Source organism: Ruegeria jejuensis (genome assembly GCF_041537905.1).
Classification (GTDB): domain Bacteria; phylum Pseudomonadota; class Alphaproteobacteria; order Rhodobacterales; family Rhodobacteraceae; genus Ruegeria_C.
On the sequence record NZ_JBGRUO010000006.1, the window covers coordinates 22,969 to 47,183 of the forward strand.

The following is a 24,215-nucleotide window of genomic DNA, read 5'->3' on the forward strand; positions in this document are numbered from 1 at the left end:
ACCGGGATGTCTCAAGGGTCGACCGCCCCGGGTAGCTGGACCGTCACGGTTATCGGGAACGGGCAGGTAAGCCCAATGCAGGACTGAATGGTCATGCAGTTATTGGTGGTGCCACCCTGCGCGCCCATCAGGTCGCTTTCGTCAATCTCACCCTCAACCGGTGCCGCTGGAATATGGAGATGTTTCACATCCGGGGTGTCCCGCACGACTCTTACTTCAAGGCCCTCGGGCATCTCACCGAAATACTCCGCCATGGCGGATTTGGGATCACGATCCAGACGCGCCGCAAAGGCTTCATCGGTCCAAACACGGTCCAGAAAGGCAGCGGTCGCGGGGTTCGAAACTTTCTGATCATAGGTCATGGGACCCTCCGTTTTATCAAATAGCTTGAGATATTTGCGGGCCCGAGTGACCATCCGTCGCCCGGACCCGTAGCGGCTGTGCGGCTTAGAAGTCGCCGTTGGGCACAGTCGGCTGCGGTACAACGCTGGTTCCGATAACGGTGAGTTGCGGATCGCCGATCACGGTGGCGCAGTTCCAGAACGTGCCGCCGCGCGCCTGCATCAGATCCGCATCGGGGATCTCACGCTCGACCGGTGGGTTCGGGATATGCAGATACTTCACGTTGCCCGTGTCACGGACTACTTTCACATCCACATTCGCGGGCATTTCGCCCACATATTCCTCGACAGCAGCCTTTGCGTCGGTATCCAGACGTGCGCTGAACGACTCGTCGTTCCAGGCACGGTCATAAAGGGCTGCGAGCTTTTCCTGATAGAATTCTTTGGACTTGGTCATGGCGTTCTTTCCTCCAATTGAACTGTGACTGCTTCATTTTTTTGCATCGGGATGGTTCTGGAAATCTCACGCCAACTGGCAATTGTGATTTCCTCCGTCTGCAAAAATGAGATAAGTACGCTGTGTTTTCTGTGTGTGTAGTAAGAATTAATAACCGTTAATTTCTGAAATGAGGGCAGATTGCCTCAAGTCTGAAATGCCTCATGCAATAAATATGCTGTTCAAACAAAGTCATACGAGCGGGCATCCACATCCGGGATACCTGCTCGTATAACGCAAAGGCCTATACCCTAGTCAAAAGTTCCAGTGCCCCCAACGATGGAAACAACCGTGTAGTAAATGCTGACGACGGCCGAAAAACAACCCATTGTCGTACCACCTTGTGCGTTCATCAAATCAGAATCTCCAATCTCACCCTCGGCCGGCGCTTGGGGAATGTGCAGATATTTCACGTCATCAGTGTCTTTCACGACTTTCAATTCGACGCCATTGGGCACATCTATTCCAAATTCCTGAAGTGCCTCTTTAGGATTTGATTCGCAGAAACCTACAAATCCCGGGTCAGCCTGCAGCTTGTTCAAGAGCTCCATCCCATTTTTGTTTTTTTGCGCCTCTGTATTATTCACGCCGCTTTCCTCCCATATACAAAGATAGTTCAAAAGACGTGCACCGTTCTTTGACAGGCATTACACATCTCGCGATACTATATAGGGGGTAATAATTGAGAATAATTGTTACCATCGTGAAGAATTTTTAATATTGCTTCAGCCTGAATGAATACGCAGATAGATATAGCAATATGAAGCGATAATATTATTTAATAACAGCAAGTTGTGCGCACACGCATCTCACTGGGAGAATTTCCGCAAGAGCATTGTGGAGTTCCCATTCGGTTGAATCGCATTCGACTATTTCACATCTGTTAATGAAGATTTTGCGGCCCCAATTTCGCGACACGCCCCGAACTATAATAGCCGGACGAGGTGAGATATGCAGTTCCGTGAGAAAGCCCTCAAGAAACTCTCAACCCCGGAAGAGTTGAAAGTTGCCGTGGCGGTAACCTCTCCGATGAGCTGGGTCTTGCTCGCTGTTCTGCTGCTCGGGTTTGGCGCGCTTGTAACCTGGGGCGTTGGCGGAACAATCCAGACACGCGTCATCGGTCCCGCCTTTGTCGTCTATCAGGACGCCGAGGTGACCGAGGTCGTGGCTCTTGGCGATGGCACGCTCACCCGGCTGGAAGCCGGACAGGGCGATGTTGTTGAGGCAGGCGACGTTCTTGGAACGGTGTCCAACCCTACACTTGTCGGGCGACTGGAACAAACCCGTCTGCTGGCGCAGGAGGCGGCGCAATCCGTCGCGGATAACAAAGCCATGATGGAGTCGGAGCTTGAGGAGTTCGACCGGCTGCAAGGCCTGCAACGCGTCGCGATGAACAGAAAGCTTGAACAGACCCAAGAGATGGTCGAGGCCTTCGAGAGCCGCCTGACCGGCAACGAAAAGCTGCTTGAACGCGGCATGACCAATGTCGCCTCAGTTGACGAGATGCGCAGCCAGTATTTTCAGGCGCGGCAGGAAATCGAAAGCGTCAATAACGACATCGCACAGCTCGATCTCAACCGAGAGGAACGCGTGACATCGTGGCGTCAGCGCATGCTGGATCTGGAACGTCGGCAGTCCGAACTGAACGTACAGGTGCGTGAGCTTGAGGATGCCGTCGCGCAGACCGAAACGATCTATGCGCCGGCCTCAGGCGAGGTCTCGCCCATCGTGGTGGCGCAGGGGGCCTATCTGGATGCGGGGCGACCGATCATGTCGATCATCCAGCCCAACGCGGAACTGGAAACACTGGCCTTTATCAGCGCGAACCAGGCAAAGCTGGTCACGCCTGGCATGACCGTGCGTGTGTCGCCCACGACGTACCAGCAGGAGGAATACGGCACGCTTCTGGGGACGGTTCAGGACGTGTCCAAATTTCCGCTTTCGTCGGACGCGCTAATGGCGATCCTGCAGAACCAGAACCTGGTCAACCAGTTTGTTCAGGAAGGCGCACCGCTGCTGGTGCGTATCTCGATGGACCGGGACGCTCGGGGCGATCTGATCTGGACCTCTGCCAACGGCACTGATGCCGAACTGACCGCCGGTACGCTGGCGAGCGTTTCGGTGATCGTGCGTGAACAGGCCCCGATTACCCTGCTGCTGCCAACCCTGAAAAGCTGGGTAGGTGTGCAATGAGCCGGGTCAGAACCCCCACCGTCATCCAGATGGAGGCCGTCGAATGCGGCGCGGCCTCGCTGGGGATCATGCTGGAGCATTTCGGCAAATGGGTGCCACTGGATGAATTGCGGGTGGCCTGTAATGTCTCGCGCGATGGCTGCAACGCCGCCGACGTGGTGCGCGCGGCGCGTGAGCACGGGCTGATCGCCAAGGGTTTCCGGCTCAACCTTGAAAAGGTGGCCGAGCTGAAAGCACCGTTCATCGTGTTTTGGGAATTCCGGCATTTCATGGTGGTCGAGGGATTCGGGCGCAACTGCGTCTATATCAATGACCCCGAAACCGGCCCGCGCACGATCACGCTTGATGCGTTCAGCGACGGCTTCACCGGGCTTGCGTTGACCTTTGAACCGTCCGAGGCGTTCGAGCGCACCGGCAAACGCAAAAGCGCCTTTTCCGACATGGTCTCGCGGCTGGCCCAGGTCAAATCGGGGCTTGTGATGCTGGTGCTGGTCAGCCTGCTGCTGATCGTGCCGGGACTGGCCATTCCGGCGTTTTCCAAGATTTTCATCGACACCGTCTTGATACAGGGCGCGACTGACGTTCTGCGCCCGCTGCTGTTTTCCATGATCATCGCGTTGATCGCCTATGCGCTGATGACCTGGCTGCAGGAATGGTCGCTGATGCAGATCGAGAATAAGATGTCGCTGACCGGCGCGGCCTTTTTTCAATCGCGGCTGATGAAACTGCCGATCCGCTTCTTTGCGCAGCGCAGCCCGGGTGATCTGGTGGCGCGGATGATGGCGAATGACTCCATCGCGCAGATGCTGGGCACCCAGCTCAGCCGCAATGTCGCGAATTTTCTGACGGTGATCTTCTTTGCCGCGGTCATGGTGAGTTATGACCCAGTCCTGACGGCGATTGGTGTTGCGATAAACGTGGCGGTGACCATCGGCTGCCTGCAAGCCAAACATGTGCTGCGCAACGTCAACCTCAAGCTTGAGATCGAGAATGCGCTGCTAATGGGTGTGGGCGTGTTCACCACACGCTCGATCGACACGATCAAGGCCAGCGCCAGCGAGGATCAGGTGTTTTCCCGCTGGTCGGGCACCCATGCCCGCATGATCAATTCCGAGCAGCAGCTGGGCCGGATGATGAATGTCATCGGCATATTGCCCAGCGTCGCGGCGTCGCTGACTACGGCAATCATCCTTGGTGTCGGTAGTTTCCGCATCGTCGAGGGGCAGCTTACGGTCGGCGGGCTGGTCGCCTTTCTGGCGCTGATGACCGCGTTTTCGCGTCCCTTCGAGGGGCTGGTGCAGTTCATCAGCCAATTCCAGAGCGTCGGCGCTTCGCTGACCCGGGTGAATGATATCCTGGAGCATGATGTGGCCGACGATTTCGTCTCGCCCGCGCAGGCAAAGCCCGAAGACGCCGCCAAACTGACAGGTCATGTGGAACTGCGCGATGTCAGTTTCCGCTACACGCCCTCTGGCCCGCTTCTGGTCGAGGATCTGAACCTGACGATCCAGCCAGGCACGCGGGTGGCGCTGGTGGGGTCGACCGGCAGTGGCAAATCAACCATCGGGCAGATGGTAGCCGGGCTTTATCATCCGGCCTCGGGTGAAATCCTCTATGACGGGTTGCGGCGGGACCAGATACCGCCGGGATTGCGGGACAGTTCGATTGGCTGGGTCGCACAAGAGCCGAACCTGTTCGAGGGGACGATCTATGACAACCTGACCCTCTGGAACGATGCGATTTCGATGGAATCGGTAATTCAGGCCGCGAAGGATGCGGAAATCCATGACATCATCATCCGCCGCCCCGGGGGCTATCAGAGTCGCCTGTTGGAAGGCGGGCGCGACCTGAGCGGCGGCGAGGCCCAGCGGTTCGAGATTGCCCGCACGTTGGCGCAGGACCCCAGCATTCTGATCCTGGACGAGGCGACAAGCTCGCTGGATGCGCTGGTGGAACAGAAGATCGACGAGAACATCCGCAAGCGCGGCTGCACCTGCCTGATCATCGCCCATCGCCTGTCGACGATCCGCGATTCCGAAGAAATCCTCGTGCTCGATCAGGGCAAGGTGGTCGAGCGCGGCAATTTCAAATCCCTGATGCAAGCAGGAGGGCAGTTCCATGACCTCGTCAAATACTGACATGGCGGTACTGGAGCGTGACCGTCTCCGCGATGCGATTGTGGCAGAGGGGCAAGAGCTTGCCGCCTATGGCACAGGCCCGATCGTCCTGCGGGACCCGGCGACCTGCTGGTTTGTCGCCGAAGGATCGGCCGATATTTTTGCGACGCATCTGACCGAGCAGGACCAGCCCGAAGGGATGCGCCAGCATTTGTTTTCCGCCTCGGCGGGGGATATTCTGCTGGGCGGTCAGATCGACGACGGCGAGCGTCGGCTTGGGCTGATCCTGAATGGCAATGTACACACGCGGCTGTTCCGGATCTCGACCCAAAGGCTTTTTGCCGCTCCCGCCCTGGCGGCCGATCTACGAGTGCCGGTAGAGCGCTGGATCGCCAATCTCGACGCGGCATTGGTGGCCGATCACAATCAGAAGCCCGTGTTTCGGGGGCCGGTCACCACAGGTCTTATCGAACCGTCTGAGTGTTATACAGGGGCAAAGGACGTCGCCTGGGTACAAGCGGACACGCCCACAACGGTCTGCAACATAACTGAAATCCAGCCGGGCGAGGCGTGGTTCCCACTTGCGGAACACAGCTGGCTTTCAGCCCCGAAACCGGCTCAGCTCACGGTGAAGCGTAGTTCCGAACTGGACCTGATGCGCGACATCCAACCCGGTTTGCGGCTGTTTCAAAGTCATGCGATGCAGGGCTTTGCCGCGAATATCGCGCGCCTTGAAACCCGCGCCCGTGCGCAACAGGACCGGCGCAGCGCACAGGATGCCGAGTTGCTGAGCCGGTCCTTTGCCGATGCGGTCGAGGTCAGCCAGCGGACACGGTCCGTTGCCCGCCCCTCCCCAACCCAAAGTGATCTTGCGAAGGTCGTCGATTTCCTCGCAGGCGTGCTGAAGGTTGACCCATCGGAAACCGCGGCCAAACCCATGAACGATGAGGGTCCCCGGCCGCTTTATGCGCTGCTGGGAGATACCAACCTGTCCAGCCGCGAGATTCAGCTGACCGATGGCTGGTGGAAAGGCAAAAGCCTTCCCCTGATCGTGCGCACCGCCGAGGGCCATCCCCTGGCCATCTGGTCGCCAAAACGCAGCGGGGCAATGGCTTATGACCCGCGGACCGGCGAGACCCGAAAGGTAGACGCGGCGCTTGCCGAGACGTTGATCGACCGGGCTCACACTGTCTACCCGACACTGTTGCAGGAAAAGGTCGGGTTTCGCGACCTGTTCAGAACCGGCCTGCGCGGCAGTCTGCGCGATGTGGTTGCGCTGCTTGTCTTCGGTATCATCGGCGGGCTGATCAGCCTGCTGACACCTTCGCTGATGGCGACGCTGATCAATGTAGCGATCCCGCATGCAGAAACCGGGCTGGTGATGGAGGTGGCAACGGTGCTGATCTCGGTCGCGATCGTGACGGCGTTGTTTCAATTCCTGCAAGCCACGTCACTTTTGAGGATCGAAACGCTGTTTGAATCCCAGGCACAATCGGCGGTCTGGCATCGATTGCTGCGGATGCCCTCCGGCTTCTTCCGGCGGTTCAATTCCGCGAACCTGACCTTGCGGGCGCTGGGACTGTCACAGATTCGTACGGTTCTGTCGCGCGGGATCGCCATGTCGGCGCTTGGCGCGATCTTCTCGCTGCTGAACCTGATCGTGATGATCTATTATGGCGGCTGGCTGACGCTGGCGGCACTGATCCTGACGGCGCTGACGCTACTGGTGGCGGTTGTCACCAACCTGATCAAGCTGAAGCATCTGCGCGGCTATATCGCGGCGCAAGAGGCGCTGGCCGGGTTTTCAAACCAGGCGCTGACCGGGATACGCAAGCTGCGCATCGCCGGGGCCGAGGACCGCGTGACCGCCAGACTGATCTCGCATCACAACGAACAGCGAAAGCACTATTACAACTCGCGTCGGGTCGAGAACCTGTTGCGCACTTTCAACACGGTGATCCCGCTTCTGTCGACCGTGGTGTTTTTTGCGGTGATCGAGTTCATCTTCGACGCGCCGCCCAACGCTGGTAATTTTGTAGCCTTTGCAGCCGCTTATGGCAGTTTCATGGTGGGCATCACCGGGTTGCTTAACAGCGTGCCGCTGGGCCTGATCGCACTGATCCAGTATGAGCGGATAAAGCCCATTCTGGACACCGCGCCGGAAAAGCCCAGCGGCGAACAACCGCCGGGCAAGCTAACCGGCCGGATTGAGGTGAACCGCCTGTCCTTTGGCTATGAGGCTGACGGGCCGCCGGTGCTCGACGACATCTCGCTGGACATTCAGCCGGGGCAGTTCGTGGCCATTGTCGGCGCGTCGGGGTCCGGCAAATCCACACTGCTGCGCCTGCTGCTTGGCTTTGAGCAGCCGCAGAATGGCAGCATCCTCTATGACGGCAAGGATCTGTCGCGGCTCGACATTGCCGCGCTGCGCCGCCAATTCGCCGTGGTTCTGCAGGAAAATCAGATTCTGGGTGGCACGATCCTTGAGAACATCGCCGGGTCACGTCCACTGACGCTGGAACAGGCCTGGGAGGCGGCAGCAAAGGTCGGGCTGGATCAGACCATCCGCGACATGCCGATGCAGATGCATACGGTGGTCAATGACGGCAGCACCTTGTCGGGCGGCGAAAAGCAACGACTGATGCTGGCGCGCGCGCTTGCGGGCACCCCCCGGATCATGTTCATGGACGAAGCGACAAGTTCGCTCGACAACGCCACTCAGGCGACGGTCGCGGATTCGCTGTCAGGGATCGAGATGACCCGCATCGTGATCGCCCACCGCCTGTCCACGGTCAAGGATGCGGACAGGATTTTTGTCATGGAGGCGGGCAAGATCGTCGAAGCGGGGACGGCGGATGAATTGATCGCAAAGGGTGACCATTTCGCCCGCTTCGTTGAGCGCCAGCAATTCGAGTATTGAACAAGAAGGCGCGCCCATCCGGCGCGCCCGACCCCGTCAGACCGACAGGCAGATGTATTTCATCTCAAGATAATCCTCAATCCCGTGATGGCTACCCTCGCGGCCCAGACCCGATTGCTTGACGCCGCCAAAGGGACCGACCTCGGTCGAGATGATGCCGGTATTGACGCCGACAATGCCATATTCCAGCGCCTCGGCCACCTTGTAGACCCGGCTCAGATCCTTGGCATAGAAATACGAGGCGAGGCCGAAGATCGTGTCATTGGCCATGGCGATGACCTCATCTTCGTCCTCGAATTTGAAGAGCGGTGCGAGGGGACCAAAGGTTTCCTCCTGCGCGACTTTCATGTCCTGCGTCACGCCGGTGACAACGGTGGGCTCAAAAAACGTCCCGCCCAGAGCGTGGGATTTGCCGCCGGTCAGTACCTTCCCGCCATGGGCGGTCACATCTTCGAGGTGTTCCTGCACCTTGGCCACGGCCGCATCGCTGATCAGCGGCCCGGTGGTGACGCCTTCGGTCAGACCGTCGCCCACTTTAAGCGCCTCAACAGCGGCTGTCAGCTTGGCGGCAAAGGCATCATAAACGCCAGCCTGGACATAGATGCGGTTAGCACAGACGCAGGTCTGGCCGTTATTGCGGAACTTGCTCAGCATTGCCCCTTCCACGGCGGCATCCAGATCTGCATCGTCAAAGACGATGAACGGCGCGTTGCCGCCCAGTTCCATCGAGCATTTCATCACCTGATCCGCAGCCTGCCGCAGCAGGATACGTCCCACTTCGGTGGACCCGGTGAAGGTCAGCTTGCGCACGACCGGGTTTTCACAGAACTCCTTGCCGACATCGCTGGCCGAGGAGGACGGCACCACGTTCAGCACCCCTGCAGGAATACCCGCCCGTTCCGCCAAAACCCCCATTACAAGCGCCGAAAGCGGGGTTTCCGAAGCCGGACGCGCCACAAAGGAACAGCCCGCCGCCAGTGCCGGTCCCGCCTTGCGGGTGATCATCGCATTGGGAAAGTTCCATGGCGTGATAGACGCTGCGACGCCGATGGGTTGTTTCAGCACCATGATCCGTTTGTCGCGTTGGTGGCCCGGGATCGTCTCGCCGTAGATTCGCTTTGCCTGTTCGCCGAAGAACTCGATGAAGGAGGCGCCATAGCCGATCTCGCCCACCGCCTCGGCCAGGGGTTTGCCCTGTTCGGCGCTCAGGATTTTGCCCAGATCGTCAGCGTTTTCCATCATCAAATCGAACCAGCGGCGCAGGATCACCGCGCGTTCCTTGCCAGTCAGGCTCGCCCAATCTTTCTGCGCAGACTCCGCGGCGGCGATCGCTTCGGCCACTTGTGCGCGGCTCAAATCGGCAACCTCGGCAACCACGTCGCCACGCGCCGGATTGGTGACCGCGAATGTACCATTCTCGCCATCCACCCATTGCCCGTTGATATAGGCTTGCGTGACCAGCAGTGAGGGGTCTTTCAGCATCGATTTCAGGTCAGTGGTTGCGTCGAGCATTTCAGGTCTCCGAAAGTTGTCGAAATCCGGCTATCCGGATCGTTGACCCAACGCTAGTTGAGCCTGCGTCCGCGCGAAAGGGCCAGTTTCGCCTGCCGAGCGATCCAGATCAGGGCTCGCGACATTCGGTCCGACCGCTTTCCCCTTTTCACCACCGGGTCCATTTGCAACATTCTCTGACAAACCTGAAGCTTACCAAGGAGACGCCCGGTTGATCGCGGCGCTGAGATTCCTGATCCCGCTGCTCGTCGTTCTGACGGTTGTCTATGTCTGCGTGTCGCTCTATTCCCGGCGTGTGCGGCGCGACAAGCTCGAGGCGCGGTGGCGGGACAAGGGCATGACGGGGAACCGGGATGCCTTTATCAACCGGGGTCTGAAGAAGTATGATGCCTCATTCCGCCGCAAGCTGATCCTTGGGGTCTATGTGGTGCCGCTCGGACTGATCGCAGTGCTGATCTACGTAACGAATTTCATGTGAGGACCCGCCATGGTCTATGTCAAATGGGCATTCATCATTCTCTTCTGGGGCACAATTGCCGCAGTGCTGAACTATACGCTGCCGCAATACGACGTAGTGCGGATCACCGATACCTACGAAAAACGCATCGATCCGGGCGAAAACAGCCTGTTCTGGTCGCGCGCTGATGTCGGCAACGACACGACAACGCCGAACCGGGACGTGTTCTTCATCCAGACCCGCAAGGCCAACGGAAAGGTCATGGTCTATCGCAACGAGGATACCGGCTGGGGCTGGCCGCCCTATTTCAAGGTCCATTCCTCAAACCTGCAGGCCGAAGCGGCGGATATGAAATCGACTGCCGACGCCCCCAGATGGGCGCTGATGCGGCACTATGGCTGGCGCAGCGAATTCCTGTCGATCTTCCCCAACGCGGTGAAGATCAAGGCGGTTGACGGGCCCGACTACAAGGTCGTCAACTGGTTCAATATCATCTTCCTGACAGTGTTCTTTGCCCTACTCTGGGCGCTTTATGTCCGCTGGCGCCGCTTCCGCCAGCGCCGGATCGATCCGATGCTGGAGAATGTCGAAGACAGCCTTTACGCCACCGGTGACGCCATCGCCGAGAAACAGGGGCGGCTGAGGCGCTGGCTGGGCGGTTCAAACGCCAAGTAGATAGCTCAATCGGCGTAGAGATGGTCGGTGGACGCGATCTGCTGGCCTTGCTCTGTTGAAATCGACAGGAACGCGGCGAGCTTTTCAGCGTTGTCTTCCGGGTCGGCACTCTGGTGAATGCGGCCGTATTTCTCGAAACCCGCGTCGCGAATCCGGTCGGCCTCATAGGTCAGGTCGTTGCGGATCGTGGGCAGCAGCCGCTCAAGCGTGGCTTTCGACGTGCGCTCCCCGGCCAGACCAACCCGGCGGGCATGGCCGATCAGGTAGTCGTCGCTGAACTGACATTCGATTTCCAGAATGCGGGTCTTTGAGCGGTCGGAATAAAAATCGTTCAGCAGGTCGATATTCGATGGATCCATGCAGATCACCAGCCGGTCGCTGTCGAAGTACTCAAACAGCATCCGCATCAGTGCGCGACGGTGGCGGGTGCGCTTGCCAAGCGTGGCCTGAATGCCGCCCAGATCGGGCAGCGGTGTGGCCTCCTCGTCGAACAGATAGTCAATTGCAGGCAGATTGGTGACCTGGCGGATCTGTTCCAGCAGGCGCTTGGCCACATGCCACTTCTTGCAGACCACGATCATCAACTCACGCTCACGACCCAGCGAGCTTTCGGTTTCCCAGAAGCGTGTCGCGAAGCGGCGCCCGATGCGGCCGCGCCCGGTCAGGAATTTGTAAAGGCTGCGCCCCTCGTTCGAAATCTGGAAATCGACCCCACGCGTGGCATAAAGCCGGCCAAGACGGATCTTCAGCTCTTTCGCCTCGGGGCTGATCTTGCGCGCAAACAGGAAATCCTGGCTCAGCAGCAGGTCATAGTGATCGTTGTAAAAGCTGACCGGCATGCCGTAATCGGAGAACATCAGAAAGGTAAGCGTGCGGCTGTCGATCTCTTCCTCGGGGATCAGGTGGCGGACCAGCGTCTGGAAAAAGGTTTCATCCGGGATCCAGGTGGTGCGAAAGAACCGCATCACGTCGCGGCGCGTGCGGGTGAACTCCAGGATCGCCTCGATGGTGCGTCGCCTCAGGCACCACCATTGGCTACCGATCATCATCTGGAGGTCGCCGGGTATCTCTCGTGTCAGGCCAAGTTTCTTTTGCAGATTGAACGATGCATAGAACAGGTTCTTGTGCTTGCGCTCGTTGAAGTAGTGGCGATAGATCAGCCGCTCTTCCCGCATGCCGGTCTTGATCCAGTAGCTGTCGAAGAAATCGACGCTTTCAACGAAGTCCTTGTCAGTGTCATCCAGAAACTCATGGGCATATTCCGCCGTCTTGATCGCCATGCAATCGCCCGAGAGCATGTAGAAATGCGTGGCATCGGGGAATGCCTCGACCGCAGCTTCGATGGCGTTGAGCGAGGCCTGCACCAGCGACCATTCCCCCCAACCGCATTTGATGCGCTTGCGGGCGAAGGTGACATTCGGATTGTCGTGCAGAACCTTGTGGATCTTCCTAAAATGCTCGGGTTTGGCGCGGGCGTCGAAATGGATCGACATGTAGTCGCCCACCGCTGTCAGGCGCTCGGCCTGCAGGATGATCGCGTCGGGGTCCTTGTGACAGAGAAGGATATAGGCGATTTTTGCCATTTTTATCGATCAGTCCCTGTTTCTGCCCGCCATTTACCCATTCGCCGCTAACACCGATTGAACAAACGGAATATTTTTGCTTGTTTTAAGGTCAAGACGCCTGCGGTCAATTATGACGAAGCGGGGACAGGAGGCAAGGCAGATGGGCTTTCCAGGAACCTGGATGACTGAAAGCGAAAGCGTGGTCTATCGCGTGGTGCCGAAATGCGCCTGTTCGACCATCGGTCAGATCATGTATTTTTCCGATCACGGGCAGTTTTTCGACGGCGATATCCATGATGCGCAATCCGGCCTGCACAAATGGGCTTTGGAAGCGAGTCAGCAACCGATCACCCAAAACGTGCAGACCCACAAATCTTATGCGTTCACCTGCGTGCGCAACCCCTATACCCGGATTCTGAGCTCATTCTTCGACAAAATCTGCGGCATCCAGCGCAATGGCAGCCGCTATCGCGGCAACATGGTGCCGATGCTGGTCTACAAATACGGGGTCGAGGTGGGCGGCGAAGACGGCAAGCAGGACTTCGATCAGATCGCGAGCTTTCGCCGCTTTCTGCTATTCGCCCGTGATACCATCCGCTGGCGCCGCCCTATGGACCCGGACATTCACTGGTCGGCTATGTCAGGCCATGTCTCGACCTTCATCAGCAATGGCGGGCAATACGATCATATCTTCTGGACCGAGGCCTTCAATGACGGCATGCAGCAGGTTGTCGATGCGATCGACACTCCGCATCCGGTCGATCTGGCGACGGTGCCGCGATTCAACGAATCCGAAGGGCATGGGCCCAAGCGACAGCATCCGGTCGAGGACTACTTCGACGACCTGTCGATGCATATGGTCTATGAAATCTACAAGCGCGATTTCGATCTGTTCAAATACGACTTCGAAAACCCGACCAACAAGATGCCGACCGGAGAGATCGATCTGGACGAGGTGCACGCCAAGCTGGGCGGGTAGCTTTAGCGCCCCATCGCGACACCTTCACGGCGCGGATCGGCGGCACCGATCAGTTTGCCATCCTTGATAAGGATCGCGTGCAGCCCACTGTTGAGGTCGCGCGGGTTCACCTCATGACCCTTGCCGCCAAGCGCCTCGGAAAAGCCCGCCGCGCTTGTGCCCTCTTCCAGGTCAACAGCGCCGGTGTTGCGATGCACGAAATGCCCGGTCTCGATGGCGTCCTGCGGATCCATGTCCCAGTCGAGGATCGCGATGATCGTCTTGGCCACATAGTTGATGATCCGGCTGCCTCCGGGTGAGCCGACCAGCAGGTAAGGCGCGCCATCCTTCATTACGATTGTCGGGGCCATCGAGCTGCGCGGGCGCTTGCCGCCTTCGACCCGGTTCGCCACCAGCCGGTCGCCATCTTTTGGCGCGCGGTCGAAATCGGTTAGCTGGTTGTTCAGCAGAAAGCCGCGCGCAAAGACCCGGCTGCCAAAGAATGTCTCGATCGTCGTCGTCATCGACAGCGCGTTGCCATAGGCGTCGCGGATCACGATATGGCTGGTGCCGGGGCGGCCCGGATTCTTGGAGGGCGCCAGATTCAGCGCGCTTTCCTGATAGGGCGGATTGCCAGCCTCACGCTTTTCGCTGGCGTTGATCTGGTCAATCAGCTTGGCACGTTCGGCCAAATAGGCCGGATCCAGCAGCCCCTTGACCGGAACATCGACATAGTCGCTATCGGCCATGTACAGCCCACGATCGGCATAGGCGAGCTTGGCGGCTTCGGCATAGAGATGCACGAATTCCGGCGACCAGCCCATATCCTTGATGTCGAACTTGTCGAGGATGCCCAAGATTTGCCCAACCGTCAGTCCCCCCGAGGTGGGCGGACCCATCCCGCAGACATCATAGGCCCGGTAGGGCGCACAGACCGCCGGGCGGATCTTGACCCGGTAATCTGCCATGTCCTGAAGGGTGATGTTGTTTTCCACTGTCGAGGTCCCGGCAACGGCGGCCACGATATCCTCGGCGATGGGGCCGCTATAGAACGCATCTGCGCCCTCAGCGGCGAGAATGCGCAAGGTCTCGGCAAATTCGGGGTTTTTCAGCAACGTGCCCTCGGTCAGAGGCGCCCCCGCCTCATCAAAGAAATAGACATCTGCGCCCGGATGCACATCCAGCGGCATTTCGAAATCGATTGTGCTTTGCAGCGAGTTTGCCATGCGCGGCGATACTTCGAAACCGGCCTCGGCGGTTTCGATAGTGGCTTGGAACAGATCGGCCCAGGGCAGTTTGCCATAGAGGTTGTGGCTGACCTCCATCAGCCGCAGGATACCCGGCACGCCCACCGCCTGCCCGCCTGAGATCGCCTGTTTGAACGGCACTTTCTCACCATTCTCGTCCAGGAATCTCTCTGGCGTGGCGGCGGCAGGCGCGGTTTCGCGCGCATCGAATGTGGTCAGCAACCCGGTGGAGGCATCCCAATAGAGCATGAACGCCCCACCCCCGATGCCAGAGGATTGCGGCTCGACCAGATTCAGCATCAGTTGCACCGCGATCATCGCATCGACGGCGGTGCCGCCCGCAGCCAGCACGTCATAGCCTGCCTGCACCGCCAGCGGATTGGCGGCGGCGACCATGAATTCCTGCCCCTCGACCGAGTGCTTTTCCTCCCAACCATACCCAACTTCGGGTGCGGGGTCTTGCGCCTGCAGCGCGGTGGCCAGGGCAAGTCCGGGGGCCATTGCGGCGATCAACGAATATCGGTGCATCATGGTGTTCTCCTGCGCGGATGAGCCACCGGAGGTTGCGGGGTGGCATGAGACTCACCTTCAAGCCTAACCTGATGGCCCTGCAATGCCACCTGATTTTGCCCCCCTTCGCCTTTGAGCGGGGCCGCCCGAAGCGTTACAATTCCGTCGCTCAATCGTGAGAACAGTTTTCTTTAAACCAAATCGCCCTAAAGCTATGTGACAGGAACGAATTGGGTACGGAGACAAGAATGGCGCATCGCTGGAAGAATGACCTGACTCACGCGGACGTGACGCCCGAGCAAACCTATCTGAACCGGCGTCAGGTAATCGCGGGTCTTGCGGGCGCAGGTCTTGCCGCAGCGGCGGGCCCACTTTCGGCCGAGACGCTGGAACCCAATAACTGGGAAGAGATCACCACCTACAACAATTTCTACGAATTTGGCACCGGCAAGGAAGATCCGGCCAGATACGCCCATCTGATGAAAACCGAACCCTGGAGCGTCAAGATCGACGGTCTGGTCGACAAGCCGGGCGAGTACAGCTTTCAGGACATCATGTCCGAAATGACAGTAGAAGAGCGTCTCTATCGCTTTCGCTGCGTCGAGGCGTGGTCGATGATTGTACCCTGGAACGGCTTTGAACTGGCCGATCTGCTGGCTATGGCAGGCGTTCAGGACGGGGCGAAATATGTCGCCTTTGAAACCCTCTACCGTCCCTCCGAAATGCCCGGCACCGCCTATCGCACGATCGACTGGCCCTACCGCGAAGGCCTGCGCCTGGACGAGGCGATGCACCCGCTGACAATCATGGCGACCGGGATCTATGGCAAACCGATGCCGAACCAAAACGGTGCGCCTCTGCGGCTGGTTGTGCCTTGGAAATACGGTTTCAAGTCGATCAAATCCATCGTGCGCATCACGCTGACCGAGGAAGAACCCCCGACAAGCTGGAACCAGCTCGCCCCGCGCGAATACGGGTTCTACAGCAATGTGAATCCAACCGTGGATCACCCAAGATGGTCACAGGCCAGCGAACGGAGGATCGGCGGCGGGCTGTTCTCCAAACGGCAACCCACGCTGATGTTCAACGGCTATGAGGATGAGGTCGCCAGCCTTTACGAAGGCATGGATTTGGCTAAGAATTACTGACGTGCTGGACCGGTTCAATCCATATCTCAGAAAGCTGCCCGTCTGGGCGGTGTATCTGGCAGGCGTCCTGCCTCCGGTCCTCTGGCTTTGGATGGGGGCAACGGGCCGGTTGGGAGTGGAGCCGATCAGCGCGTTGGAACACAAGCTGGGCGAGGCGGCGCTGCAATTGCTGATCCTCGGGCTGGCAGTGACGCCGCTGCGCCGCTATCTGGGTTTGAACCTGATGAAATTCCGCCGGGCGATTGGTGTTCTGGCGTTCTTCTACCTGACCATGCATCTTTTGGTCTGGCTGGTCCTCGACGTTCAGGTCCCGCAACAGATCTGGGCCGATATCGTGAAACGTCCCTATATCACAGTCGGCATGGCGGGTTTTCTGCTGTTGTTGCCGCTGGCCCTGACCTCCAACAATTTCTCGGTGCGCCGTCTGGGCCCGAAATGGCGCTCGCTGCATCGGCTGGTTTATGTCGGGGTTGTTCTGGGCGGGCTGCATTACGTGATGCTGGTCAAGGGATTTCAGATCGAACCTCTGATCTATATGGCGATCATCGCCATGCTGCTGTTGCTGCGCCTTCAGAAACAGAGCAAGAGGCAAGCGGCCTGAGCGCTTTGCCCAGATGAAACTGCAGGCTCAGTTTCGTAGCGAGAAAAGCGCGGCCTCCCGACAACTGCACGCTATCGGGCTCTGAACTTCCTTGGTAAACAGCGCAGATCTATCCCAACGGGGATGTCTGGCGCGGCCCGGTCAGGGCGGGCCAGAGCGCAAAAAGGAACAGGCCAAACGCCGCGATCCACAAGCCGCCCGTGGTGAGAAGCGCGGGCAGGTAGAACATGCTCAATTCGGTGCCCGCCCATCGCAGGATCGCCGCCAGAAGGATCAGGATATACCCCAGCGCCATCGGGCGGGGCGCAATCAGGGCACGCCCGGAATGCCCAAGGGCTGCGCGGCTCATCACCGCCAGAGTCATACCGCCGACGCAACCGATCCCCAGAACGTGCAGCCCTGCCAGCTCATGTCCGATCCCGAACCGGGCCAACCCCGTCAGGATCATACCAAGCGCAAGCATTGCCATCCCCAGATGCAACGCGAGCAGAATGGGCTGGGTCAGGCACCAGATCCCACCCCAGCCAGCCAGGCGAACCACCTGCACCACGCCAAACAGCAGCGCCGCCGAGCCGATCAGCCAATCCGGGGCGGACGCCATCGTCAAAACCGGTAGCGCGAGCGCCAGCACAAGCGACACACGCTCGACCAGCTTGGGGCTGCGCGGCCAGTCGGCCTCGGGCACGCCGGCCCGTTTCATCGCGTTGCGGGTAAAGGCGGGGGTGACGCGCCCACCAAGCACCGCGATCAGCCCGCAAAGCGTCATCAACCCGCCGCGCAGACCTAAAGCAGCAGTAGTCTCATCGGCAAGACCCATCCACCCCAGATGCACCAACAGGTTGGCGACCCAGAGATAGACAAGAAACAACAGGAACATCACGTTCTGCGGTTTTGGGCGCTTCAGCAATTGGGTCAGGATTTTCAGCGCGAGAACCGGAACAAACGCCAGATCAACCGCCGCGACCAACAAGGGCGGCAAGGCTGCAGCATACCAGACGGCCAGACGCCCCGCCAACCACAACCCGGCCGCCAGCGCTATGAAGCCCTGGCGCGCGCCTTGCGTGTTGGTCCAGCTGGGCACTGCGGTCAGAAAGAAGCCACCAATCGCGGCGCTGGCATAACCGAAGATCATCTCATGTGCGTGCCACATGACCGGGTGCGGTCCGAATGCCGGACCGGGGCCGATCCCGCTCAGAAACAACTCCCAGACCAGTCCTGTAAACAGGGCGTAAAGCCCGGCCGCCAGAAAAAACACCCGAAACCCTTCTGAAAACAGGCGGTTCGCGACACCCATTCGTCAACTCCTGTCCGCGCTGGCATGGGGCTGCGCAGATCTGCTCGCTCGTCGTTCGACAACACCTAGCCTGCCCCTCGTCCCGCGCCCTTAACTTAAGTCAAGGCAATGGCTCTGCACGGCTGACAGACTTGGGAGGCCTCACCAGCCACCGACGGAGATACCGTTATGAGAACGACCACAGCCATTCGCAGAACATTGCTTCTGACCAGCGCGTCTTTGGCGCTGGGTCTGGCCGCCCCCATGGTTTCTGCGCAAGAGCAAAATCATGGCGATGATGCCTCGGCATCTTATCAACCCAGCATGACCACCCTTGGACAGCTGAACCTGGAAATCCCCGGCCGCAAGGAAGGCGACCCGGTGATGACCCAGGAAGAATATGACATCGGCAACAAGATCTATTTCGAACGCTGCGCCGGCTGCCATGGCGTGTTGCGCAAGGGTGCGACCGGCAAGGCGCTGACGACCGACCTGACCCGCGAAAACGGGTTCGAGTATCTGCGCGACTTCATCACCTATGGCTCGCCCGCCGGGATGCCGAACTGGGGCACATCAGGCGAATTGACCGAAGATCAGATCGACCTGATGGCGCGTTACATCCTGCTGGAACCGGCCTCGCCGCCAGAATTTGGCATGGCCGAGATGCGCGAAAGCTGGAAGCTGGTCATCCCGCCCGAGGAGCGCCCGAACGAGAAGATGAACGACATTGATATCGACAATCTCTTCTCGGTCACCCTGCGCGACGCAGGCCAGATCGCGCTGATTGATGGGTCGTCTTATGAAATCAAGGCCGTGATCGACACCGGGTATGCCGTGCATATCAGCCGCATTTCCGCGTCGGGCCGCTATCTGTTCGTGATCGGTCGCGATGCCAAGGTCAACATGATCGACCTGTGGATGGAAGAACCTGCCACCGTGGCCGAAATCAAGGTCGGCTCCGAGGCGCGATCGGTCGAAACCTCGAAATTCGAAGGGTTCGAGGATAAATACGCCATCGCCGGGTCCTACTGGCCGCCGCAATACGTGATCATGGATGGCGACACGCTGGAGCCGCTCAAGATCAAATCAACCCGCGGCATGGTCTATGACGATCAGGAATACCATCCCGAGCCGCGCGTGGCCTCGATCCTCAGCTCGCACTACAAGCCGGAATTCATCGTCAACGTAAAGGAAACCGGCAAGATTCTGATGGTCGATTATTCGGACATCAAGAACCTGAAAGTGACCGAGATCGAAGCTGAACGCTTCCTGCATGATGGCGGGTTGGACAGCACCAAGCGTTACTTCCTGGTCGCGGCAAACGCCCGTGGCAAGGTGGCGGTGGTTGACACCAAGGACAGCAAGCTGACCGCGCTGATCGAAACCGGCGGCGAGACCCCGCATCCGGGCCGTGGTGCCAATATCATGCACCCGACCCATGGGCCGGTCTGGGCAACCTCGCATCTGGGCGATGAAACCGTGGCCCTGATTGGCACCGACCCCGAAGGCCACCCGGATCAGGCCTGGACCGTGGTTCAGACGCTTTACAGCATGGGCGGCGGGTCGCTCTTCGTGAAATCGCACCCGACCTCGAACCACCTATATGTCGATGCGCCACTGAACCCGGATGCCGATATCACCGGCTCGATTGCAGTCTTCAAGATCGATGAACTGACCCAGGAAGAGCCGGAATACACCGTTCTGCCGATCGTGGAATGGGCCGGGGTCACCGACGGACAGCCCCGCGTGGTGCAGGGAGAGTTCAACCGGGAAGGCAACGAGATCTGGTTCTCGGTCTGGAATGCCAAGGACCTGACCAGCGCCATCGTGGTGATCGACGACAAGACGCTTGAACTGAAACAGGTGATCAAGGACGAGCGCCTTGTGACGCCGACCGGCAAGTTCAACGTCTATAACACCCGGGCTGACGTCTACTAATCAGCCCACCGGGCGGGCCATTTCGCGTTCCTTTGGGCCCGCCCGACCTTTTCCCGAGCCAGCAATCGTCCCAGCACACGGAGCCCGCCATGACCCAGCCCGGAAAAGTCTGTCTGATCGGAGCCGGACCGGGTGATCCCGAGTTGATCACGCTCAGGGCGCTCAGGATGCTCGAAGCGGCGGATGTGGTGGTTCATGACAAGCTGGTCAGCCGCGAAATTCTGAACATGGTCCGGCCCGGCTGCCGGATGATCCCTGTTGGCAAGTCTCCCAAATGCCACCCGGTCCCGCAGGATCGGATCAATGATATTCTGGTCACCGAGGCAAGCAAGGGTCACACGGTCGCGCGGCTCAAAGGGGGCGACCCCATGATCTTCGGGCGCGGCTCGGAGGAGGCCGCGTATCTGATCAAACATGGTATCGCGGTTGAATATGCGCCCGGCATCACCGCCGCGCAGGGCGCAAGCTGTGTCACCGGCGTGCCGCTGACCCATCGCGGGTTAGCGACCTCGGTCCAATATGTCACCGGCCACAGGCAGGCCGACAAGGTGCTCGATCTTGACTGGAAGCGCTTGGCCGATCCAGACACCACATTGGTCATCTATATGGGCGTGGCAAATATCGGTCAGATCGCGATGGGTCTGATGACCGAAAACCTGCCCGGCGCGACCCCTATCCTTGCCGTCAGCCGCGCCACCACGCCGGACGAGCGCAGGCTTGTCTCGCGCCTTGATCAAATCGCTACGGATGTGCGCGACCAGGCGTTCAAGGCCCCGACCCTTTTCATCATCGGCAAGGTGGTTTCACTTTGCGCCGATCGCGCAATCGCTGATCTGATCGATCCGGTGAAGGCTCATGGCTGAGCTGGCGCGCATATCCCGGATTGGCCGCCTCACGCGCGCCCTGCTGACCACTGGCGCATTAGTGGCGACGTCAGCTTTTGCCGCCGAAACCCTCGATCCCGGAGCGTTGAAACGTCTGGTGCATCAGGATTGCGGCTCCTGCCATGGGCTGACGCTCAAGGGCGGGCTAGGTCCCGACCTGCGGGCGCAGAAGCTGCAGCACTACGATCTGAGCGTTCTGAAGGGGGTCATTCTGGACGGCATCCCCGACACCGCGATGCCCGGCTGGCGCCCGCTGATGAGCGAGGAAGAGGCCGAATGGGTCGCCCGCTACCTGCTGGAGCCCACGCAATGAAACGCCTCGCATTTGGCCTGATCGCCGCCTGTCTGGCCACATTGGCCGAGGCCGAGCCCACCGCTACCGGCGATCTGGGGTTGGTGATCGAACGCGCGACCGGTTCGGTCCTGTTGATTGATCAATCCGACCGCGCCGCGCTGGCAAGGATCGAGGGGTTGGGCGATCTCAGCCATGCCTCGCTGGTCTATTCTCCCGACCAGCGCTTTGCCTATATCTTTGGTCGCGATGGCGGTCTGACCAAGCTCGACATCGTCACCCGCCAGATCGCAGGCCGCGTGCTGCAGTCGGGCAATGCGATTGGCGGCGCGATCTCGGATGACGGGCAACTGGTGGCTGTGTCGAATTACGAGCCCGGCGGCGTGCGCGTCTTTGACGCCGACACGCTGGATATGGTGGCTGACATCCCCACCGGTGGCAAAACCATCGGTCTGGTCGACGCGCCAGGCCGCCGCTTTGTCTTCACCGGGTGGGATAGCGGCGAGACCTGGATCGCCGATTTTGCGGGTACGGAGCCGCAGATCACCAAAATCCCCGAGATGGGCCGCAACCCTTATGACGCGCTGATCACCGCCAATGGGCGCACCTATATCACCGGGCTGTTCGGCGAGGACGGCCTGACCGCGCTGGATCTCTGGTCCGACGATCCGCAGCCTATCCGCGTGTTGCCCGGTTATGGGCGTGGCCAACAAGAGATGCCCGTCTACAAGATGCCACATCTGGAAGGCTGGGCGGATACCGGTTCGGAATTTGTGCTGCCAGCCGTTGGTCACCACGAAGTTCTGTGGATCGACGCCAAAACACTGGAAGAAACCGCACGCACGCAGACCCATGGTCAGCCGGTCTTTGCCATGGCGCGACCCGATGGTCGCCATGTCTGGGTCAATTTCGCCCATCCGCTGAACGATACGATTCAGGTGATCGACACGCTCAGCAAGCAGGTGATCCACGAATTCAAACCCGGCCCCGCCGTTCTGCACATGGAATTCACGCCGCGCGGGCATGAGGTCTGGATCAGCGTGCGGGATGCCAACAAGGTGATGGTCTATGACACGCAGAGCTTCGAGAAGCTGCGTGAGATCGAGGCCGACAGCCCCTCGGGCATCTTCTTTACGGCCCGCGCGCATAAGACGGGGTTGTAAATGATGCAGCATGTTACAGATCCCGTCGACCGCCAGCTTCTGGACAACTGGCAGCGCGGCTTTCCGGTCACCGCGCGCCCTTTTTCCGAGATCGCCCAGGCGCTCAACCTGCCCGAGGGCGACGTGATCGCCCGGTTGCGTCACATGCAGGCTGGCGGGCGGATCACGCGTGTGGGCGGCACGATAGCGCCCGGTACCATCTCGGCCAGCACACTGGCGGCCATCGCGGCCCCGGAACACAGGATAGAAGAGGTCGCGGCCTGCATCGACGCGGAACCGGGCGTCAACCACAACTATCTGCGCGAGGATCGCTGGAACCTGTGGTTCGTCGCAACCGGCCCGGACCAGACCCATGTGCGCGCCACCCTGGACCGCATTTCCCATGCCACCGGGCTACGGGTGCTGAACCTGCCGCTTCTGCGACCTTTCAATATCGATCTGGGCTTCCGCATGGCCTCAGAGGACCGGGCGGTGCCAAACCCCCGCCGGATTGATCTACAAGCCCTGCAAGCGGGGGACCGGAGCCTGCTGCAAATGCTCAGCAGCGGTCTGCCCCTGACCGCGCAGCCTTACCATGATCTGGCGACCGGTCTTGGCCGGGATGCGGATGAGATCATGCGCCGGATCATCGCGCTGCGTGAGGCGGGTATCCTGTCTCGCCTTGGCGTGATCGTACGCCACCGGGCGCTGGGATGGACCTCGAACGCGATGGTTGTCTGGCAGGTGCCCGGGGACCGCATGGATCAGGCCGGACCAGCTTTGGCCGATGTACCCGGCGTGACGCTATGCTACGAACGCCGCCCGGTGCCGGATGTCTGGCCCTACAGCCTCTATTCCATGATTCACGCCCGATCCCGTCCCGAGGCGCGCGCGGTTCTGGCCCGCGCCGCCGCCCTGCCAGAGCTGAGGGACGTCGCGCATAAAGTGCTGTTCTCGACCCGGTGTTTCAAACAGACCGGCGCGCTGATCAAACCCAAGGAGGCCGCCGCATGACTATGCTGGACGACACCGACCGCCGCATCCTGAATCGGATGCAGGACGATCTGCCCCTGGTCGCGAACCCCTATGCAGAGGTTGCCGCCGAGTTGGGCCTGACCGAGGCCGATCTGCTGACACGTCTGAACCGCATGAAAGAGGACCGCGTGATCACCCGGTTCGGCCCGTTCTTCGATGCAGCCGCAATGGGCGGGGCCTTTTGTCTTTGTGCGATGGCGGTACCGGAGGAGAGGTTCGACTCCGTCCTGATCAAGGTCAATGCGCACCCCGAGGTCGCACATAATTATGAGCGCACGCATCACCTGAACATGTGGTTCGTCTTGGCCACCGAAACGCCTGAGAGGATCGGAGCCACGGCAGATGCAATCGAACGGGAAACCGGGCTGAAAGTGCTCCGGTTCCCGAAACTGCAAGAATTCTTCATCGGCTTTCGGGTGGCGGCATGAGCATCACGAATACGGATCGACAGATCATCGAAGCGCTGCAAGGCGGGTTACCTCTGGTCACTGCCCCTTTCGCCGATGTCGCCGCGCGGCTGGAGATGGACGAGGCCACGCTGATCGACCGGCTCGCCGCGCTGAAAGCCAGTGGCGTGATCCGCCGCATCGCCGCCGCGCCCAACCACTACAAACTGGGAATGATTGCCAATGGCATGACCGTCTGGGATGTCGAGGATACCCGCATCACGACTCTTGGCGCGCAGATCGGCGCGCTGCCTTTTGTCACCCATTGCTATGAGCGCCCACGCGCGCTGCCCGACTGGCCCTATAACCTGTTTGCCATGGTGCATGGCGCGACCCGCGATGAAGTGTGCGAGAAACGCGCGCAGATCGCGGCGATCCTTGGCGACGCCTGCCGGGCCAGCGACATCCTCTATTCCACCCGCATCCTGAAAAAGACCGGCCTGCGTCTGAAGGAAAGGACCTAAT

General features: G+C 59.8%; 22 protein-coding genes. 15 read left to right on the top strand and 7 right to left on the bottom strand.

Translation table 11 applies throughout. From position 1 onward, the window contains the following. Positions 1 to 11: 11 nt before the first annotated feature. From AB1E34_RS08920 to AB1E34_RS08930, 3 genes are all read right to left on the bottom strand, one after another. Positions 12 to 362, bottom strand: a complete 351-nt coding sequence (locus AB1E34_RS08920; RefSeq protein ID WP_372571991.1) for a hypothetical protein — start codon at positions 360 to 362, stop codon at positions 12 to 14. 85 nt (positions 363 to 447) lie between these two features. Next, entirely contained in the window at positions 448 to 798 is a 351-nt protein-coding gene (locus AB1E34_RS08925; RefSeq protein WP_372571992.1) for a hypothetical protein, read from the bottom strand. A 290-nt stretch (positions 799 to 1,088) separates the two neighbouring features. Beyond that, positions 1,089 to 1,424 (bottom strand): nitrile hydratase subunit alpha, encoded by a 336-nt coding sequence (locus tag AB1E34_RS08930; RefSeq protein WP_372571993.1) that lies wholly within the window; start codon positions 1,422 to 1,424, stop codon positions 1,089 to 1,091. Between the two features lie 364 nt (positions 1,425 to 1,788). Here AB1E34_RS08930 and AB1E34_RS08935 point away from each other — a divergent pair, with 364 nt between their 5' ends. Genes AB1E34_RS08935 through AB1E34_RS08945 form a run of 3 tightly spaced genes read left to right on the top strand, consistent with a single transcriptional unit; the run spans position 1,789 to position 8,067 of the window. Then, the gene (locus AB1E34_RS08935; protein ID WP_372571994.1) at positions 1,789 to 3,030 is read left to right on the top strand and encodes an NHLP bacteriocin system secretion protein; all 1,242 of its coding nucleotides are present in this window, start codon (positions 1,789 to 1,791) and stop codon (positions 3,028 to 3,030) included. Beyond that, the gene (locus AB1E34_RS08940; protein ID WP_372571995.1) at positions 3,027 to 5,168 is read left to right on the top strand and encodes an NHLP family bacteriocin export ABC transporter peptidase/permease/ATPase subunit; all 2,142 of its coding nucleotides are present in this window, start codon (positions 3,027 to 3,029) and stop codon (positions 5,166 to 5,168) included. The genes AB1E34_RS08935 and AB1E34_RS08940 overlap by 4 nt, the downstream gene beginning before the upstream one ends. Then, positions 5,149 to 8,067 (top strand): NHLP bacteriocin export ABC transporter permease/ATPase subunit, encoded by a 2,919-nt coding sequence (locus tag AB1E34_RS08945; RefSeq protein ID WP_372571996.1) that lies wholly within the window; start codon positions 5,149 to 5,151, stop codon positions 8,065 to 8,067. The genes AB1E34_RS08940 and AB1E34_RS08945 overlap by 20 nt, the downstream gene beginning before the upstream one ends. 36 nt (positions 8,068 to 8,103) lie before the next feature. Here AB1E34_RS08945 and AB1E34_RS08950 read toward each other — a convergent pair whose 3' ends face one another. Then, positions 8,104 to 9,579, bottom strand: coding sequence for an NAD-dependent succinate-semialdehyde dehydrogenase (locus AB1E34_RS08950; protein ID WP_372571997.1), 1,476 nt, complete (start codon positions 9,577 to 9,579; stop codon positions 8,104 to 8,106). 211 nt (positions 9,580 to 9,790) lie between these two features. Between AB1E34_RS08950 and AB1E34_RS08955 the strand changes: the two genes are divergently transcribed. Then, positions 9,791 to 10,057 (top strand): hypothetical protein, encoded by a 267-nt coding sequence (locus tag AB1E34_RS08955; protein WP_372571998.1) that lies wholly within the window; start codon positions 9,791 to 9,793, stop codon positions 10,055 to 10,057. A 9-nt stretch (positions 10,058 to 10,066) separates the two neighbouring features. After that, positions 10,067 to 10,711: a DUF1523 family protein gene (locus AB1E34_RS08960; protein ID WP_372571999.1), complete on the top strand. Its 645-nt coding sequence runs from the start codon at positions 10,067 to 10,069 to the stop codon at positions 10,709 to 10,711. Positions 10,712 to 10,716: 5 nt separating this feature from the next. Here AB1E34_RS08960 and AB1E34_RS08965 read toward each other — a convergent pair whose 3' ends face one another. Next, complete coding sequence (locus AB1E34_RS08965) at positions 10,717 to 12,294, bottom strand: DUF5928 domain-containing protein (RefSeq protein WP_372572000.1); 1,578 nt, start codon at positions 12,292 to 12,294, stop codon at positions 10,717 to 10,719. Positions 12,295 to 12,436: 142 nt separating this feature from the next. On the opposite strand from AB1E34_RS08965, the gene AB1E34_RS08970 reads away from it, so the two are divergent. Next, on the top strand, positions 12,437 to 13,255 hold the full coding sequence (locus AB1E34_RS08970; protein WP_372572001.1) for a sulfotransferase family protein: 819 nt from the start codon (positions 12,437 to 12,439) through the stop codon (positions 13,253 to 13,255). Between the two features lie 2 nt (positions 13,256 to 13,257). On the opposite strand, the gene ggt is transcribed toward AB1E34_RS08970, so the two are convergent. Next, positions 13,258 to 15,012: a gamma-glutamyltransferase gene (gene ggt / locus AB1E34_RS08975; protein WP_372572002.1), complete on the bottom strand. Its 1,755-nt coding sequence runs from the start codon at positions 15,010 to 15,012 to the stop codon at positions 13,258 to 13,260. Between the two features lie 227 nt (positions 15,013 to 15,239). Here ggt and msrP point away from each other — a divergent pair, with 227 nt between their 5' ends. Next, on the top strand, positions 15,240 to 16,139 hold the full coding sequence (msrP, locus tag AB1E34_RS08980) for a protein-methionine-sulfoxide reductase catalytic subunit MsrP (protein WP_372572003.1): 900 nt from the start codon (positions 15,240 to 15,242) through the stop codon (positions 16,137 to 16,139). Between the two features lie 4 nt (positions 16,140 to 16,143). Continuing rightward, complete coding sequence (gene msrQ, locus AB1E34_RS08985) at positions 16,144 to 16,740, top strand: protein-methionine-sulfoxide reductase heme-binding subunit MsrQ (RefSeq protein ID WP_372572176.1); 597 nt, start codon at positions 16,144 to 16,146, stop codon at positions 16,738 to 16,740. A 109-nt stretch (positions 16,741 to 16,849) separates the two neighbouring features. On the opposite strand, the gene AB1E34_RS08990 is transcribed toward msrQ, so the two are convergent. After that, positions 16,850 to 18,034, bottom strand: coding sequence for an NnrS family protein (locus AB1E34_RS08990; protein WP_372572004.1), 1,185 nt, complete (start codon positions 18,032 to 18,034; stop codon positions 16,850 to 16,852). Between the two features lie 168 nt (positions 18,035 to 18,202). On the opposite strand from AB1E34_RS08990, the gene AB1E34_RS08995 reads away from it, so the two are divergent. From AB1E34_RS08995 to ahbB (AB1E34_RS09025), 7 genes are all read left to right on the top strand, one after another. Next, the gene (locus AB1E34_RS08995; RefSeq protein ID WP_372572005.1) at positions 18,203 to 19,951 is read left to right on the top strand and encodes a cytochrome D1 domain-containing protein; all 1,749 of its coding nucleotides are present in this window, start codon (positions 18,203 to 18,205) and stop codon (positions 19,949 to 19,951) included. Positions 19,952 to 20,040: 89 nt separating this feature from the next. Then, complete coding sequence (cobA, locus tag AB1E34_RS09000) at positions 20,041 to 20,814, top strand: uroporphyrinogen-III C-methyltransferase (RefSeq protein WP_372572006.1); 774 nt, start codon at positions 20,041 to 20,043, stop codon at positions 20,812 to 20,814. Continuing rightward, positions 20,807 to 21,148, top strand: a complete 342-nt coding sequence (locus AB1E34_RS09005) for a c-type cytochrome (protein WP_372572007.1) — start codon at positions 20,807 to 20,809, stop codon at positions 21,146 to 21,148. The genes cobA and AB1E34_RS09005 overlap by 8 nt, the downstream gene beginning before the upstream one ends. Then, the gene (locus tag AB1E34_RS09010; protein ID WP_372572008.1) at positions 21,145 to 22,290 is read left to right on the top strand and encodes a cytochrome D1 domain-containing protein; all 1,146 of its coding nucleotides are present in this window, start codon (positions 21,145 to 21,147) and stop codon (positions 22,288 to 22,290) included. Before AB1E34_RS09005 ends, AB1E34_RS09010 begins: the two co-directional genes overlap by 4 nt. Positions 22,291 to 22,293: 3 nt before the next feature. Next, a complete protein-coding gene (gene ahbB / locus AB1E34_RS09015; protein WP_372572009.1) occupies positions 22,294 to 23,283 on the top strand; it encodes a siroheme decarboxylase subunit beta in 990 nt (329 codons plus the stop codon). Continuing rightward, positions 23,280 to 23,732, top strand: a complete 453-nt coding sequence (locus tag AB1E34_RS09020) for an Lrp/AsnC family transcriptional regulator (protein ID WP_372572010.1) — start codon at positions 23,280 to 23,282, stop codon at positions 23,730 to 23,732. Before ahbB (AB1E34_RS09015) ends, AB1E34_RS09020 begins: the two co-directional genes overlap by 4 nt. After that, positions 23,729 to 24,214, top strand: a complete 486-nt coding sequence (gene ahbB / locus AB1E34_RS09025; protein WP_372572011.1) for a siroheme decarboxylase subunit beta — start codon at positions 23,729 to 23,731, stop codon at positions 24,212 to 24,214. The genes AB1E34_RS09020 and ahbB (AB1E34_RS09025) overlap by 4 nt, the downstream gene beginning before the upstream one ends. Position 24,215: the final 1 nt, after the last annotated feature.

What these genes read in the sequence shown, in the direction of transcription:
- AB1E34_RS09020 (WP_372572010.1), top strand. Translation starts at nt 23,280, where the DNA reads ATGACTATGCTGGACGACACCGACCGCCGCATCCTGAATCGGATGCAG.
- AB1E34_RS08950 (WP_372571997.1), bottom strand. Translation starts at nt 9,579, where the DNA reads ATGCTCGACGCAACCACTGACCTGAAATCGATGCTGAAAGACCCCTCA.
- ggt (WP_372572002.1), bottom strand. Translation starts at nt 15,012, where the DNA reads ATGATGCACCGATATTCGTTGATCGCCGCAATGGCCCCCGGACTTGCC.
- AB1E34_RS08970 (WP_372572001.1), top strand. Translation starts at nt 12,437, where the DNA reads ATGGGCTTTCCAGGAACCTGGATGACTGAAAGCGAAAGCGTGGTCTAT.
- ahbB (WP_372572009.1), top strand. Translation starts at nt 22,294, where the DNA reads ATGCAGCATGTTACAGATCCCGTCGACCGCCAGCTTCTGGACAACTGG.
- AB1E34_RS08935 (WP_372571994.1), top strand. Translation starts at nt 1,789, where the DNA reads ATGCAGTTCCGTGAGAAAGCCCTCAAGAAACTCTCAACCCCGGAAGAG.
- cobA (WP_372572006.1), top strand. Translation starts at nt 20,041, where the DNA reads ATGACCCAGCCCGGAAAAGTCTGTCTGATCGGAGCCGGACCGGGTGAT.
- AB1E34_RS08960 (WP_372571999.1), top strand. Translation starts at nt 10,067, where the DNA reads ATGGTCTATGTCAAATGGGCATTCATCATTCTCTTCTGGGGCACAATT.
- AB1E34_RS08965 (WP_372572000.1), bottom strand. Translation starts at nt 12,294, where the DNA reads ATGGCAAAAATCGCCTATATCCTTCTCTGTCACAAGGACCCCGACGCG.
- AB1E34_RS08945 (WP_372571996.1), top strand. Translation starts at nt 5,149, where the DNA reads ATGACCTCGTCAAATACTGACATGGCGGTACTGGAGCGTGACCGTCTC.
- AB1E34_RS08990 (WP_372572004.1), bottom strand. Translation starts at nt 18,034, where the DNA reads ATGGGTGTCGCGAACCGCCTGTTTTCAGAAGGGTTTCGGGTGTTTTTT.
- AB1E34_RS09010 (WP_372572008.1), top strand. Translation starts at nt 21,145, where the DNA reads ATGAAACGCCTCGCATTTGGCCTGATCGCCGCCTGTCTGGCCACATTG.
- AB1E34_RS09005 (WP_372572007.1), top strand. Translation starts at nt 20,807, where the DNA reads ATGGCTGAGCTGGCGCGCATATCCCGGATTGGCCGCCTCACGCGCGCC.
- ahbB (WP_372572011.1), top strand. Translation starts at nt 23,729, where the DNA reads ATGAGCATCACGAATACGGATCGACAGATCATCGAAGCGCTGCAAGGC.
- AB1E34_RS08920 (WP_372571991.1), bottom strand. Translation starts at nt 362, where the DNA reads ATGACCTATGATCAGAAAGTTTCGAACCCCGCGACCGCTGCCTTTCTG.
- AB1E34_RS08995 (WP_372572005.1), top strand. Translation starts at nt 18,203, where the DNA reads ATGAGAACGACCACAGCCATTCGCAGAACATTGCTTCTGACCAGCGCG.
- msrP (WP_372572003.1), top strand. Translation starts at nt 15,240, where the DNA reads ATGGCGCATCGCTGGAAGAATGACCTGACTCACGCGGACGTGACGCCC.
- AB1E34_RS08940 (WP_372571995.1), top strand. Translation starts at nt 3,027, where the DNA reads ATGAGCCGGGTCAGAACCCCCACCGTCATCCAGATGGAGGCCGTCGAA.
- AB1E34_RS08925 (WP_372571992.1), bottom strand. Translation starts at nt 798, where the DNA reads ATGACCAAGTCCAAAGAATTCTATCAGGAAAAGCTCGCAGCCCTTTAT.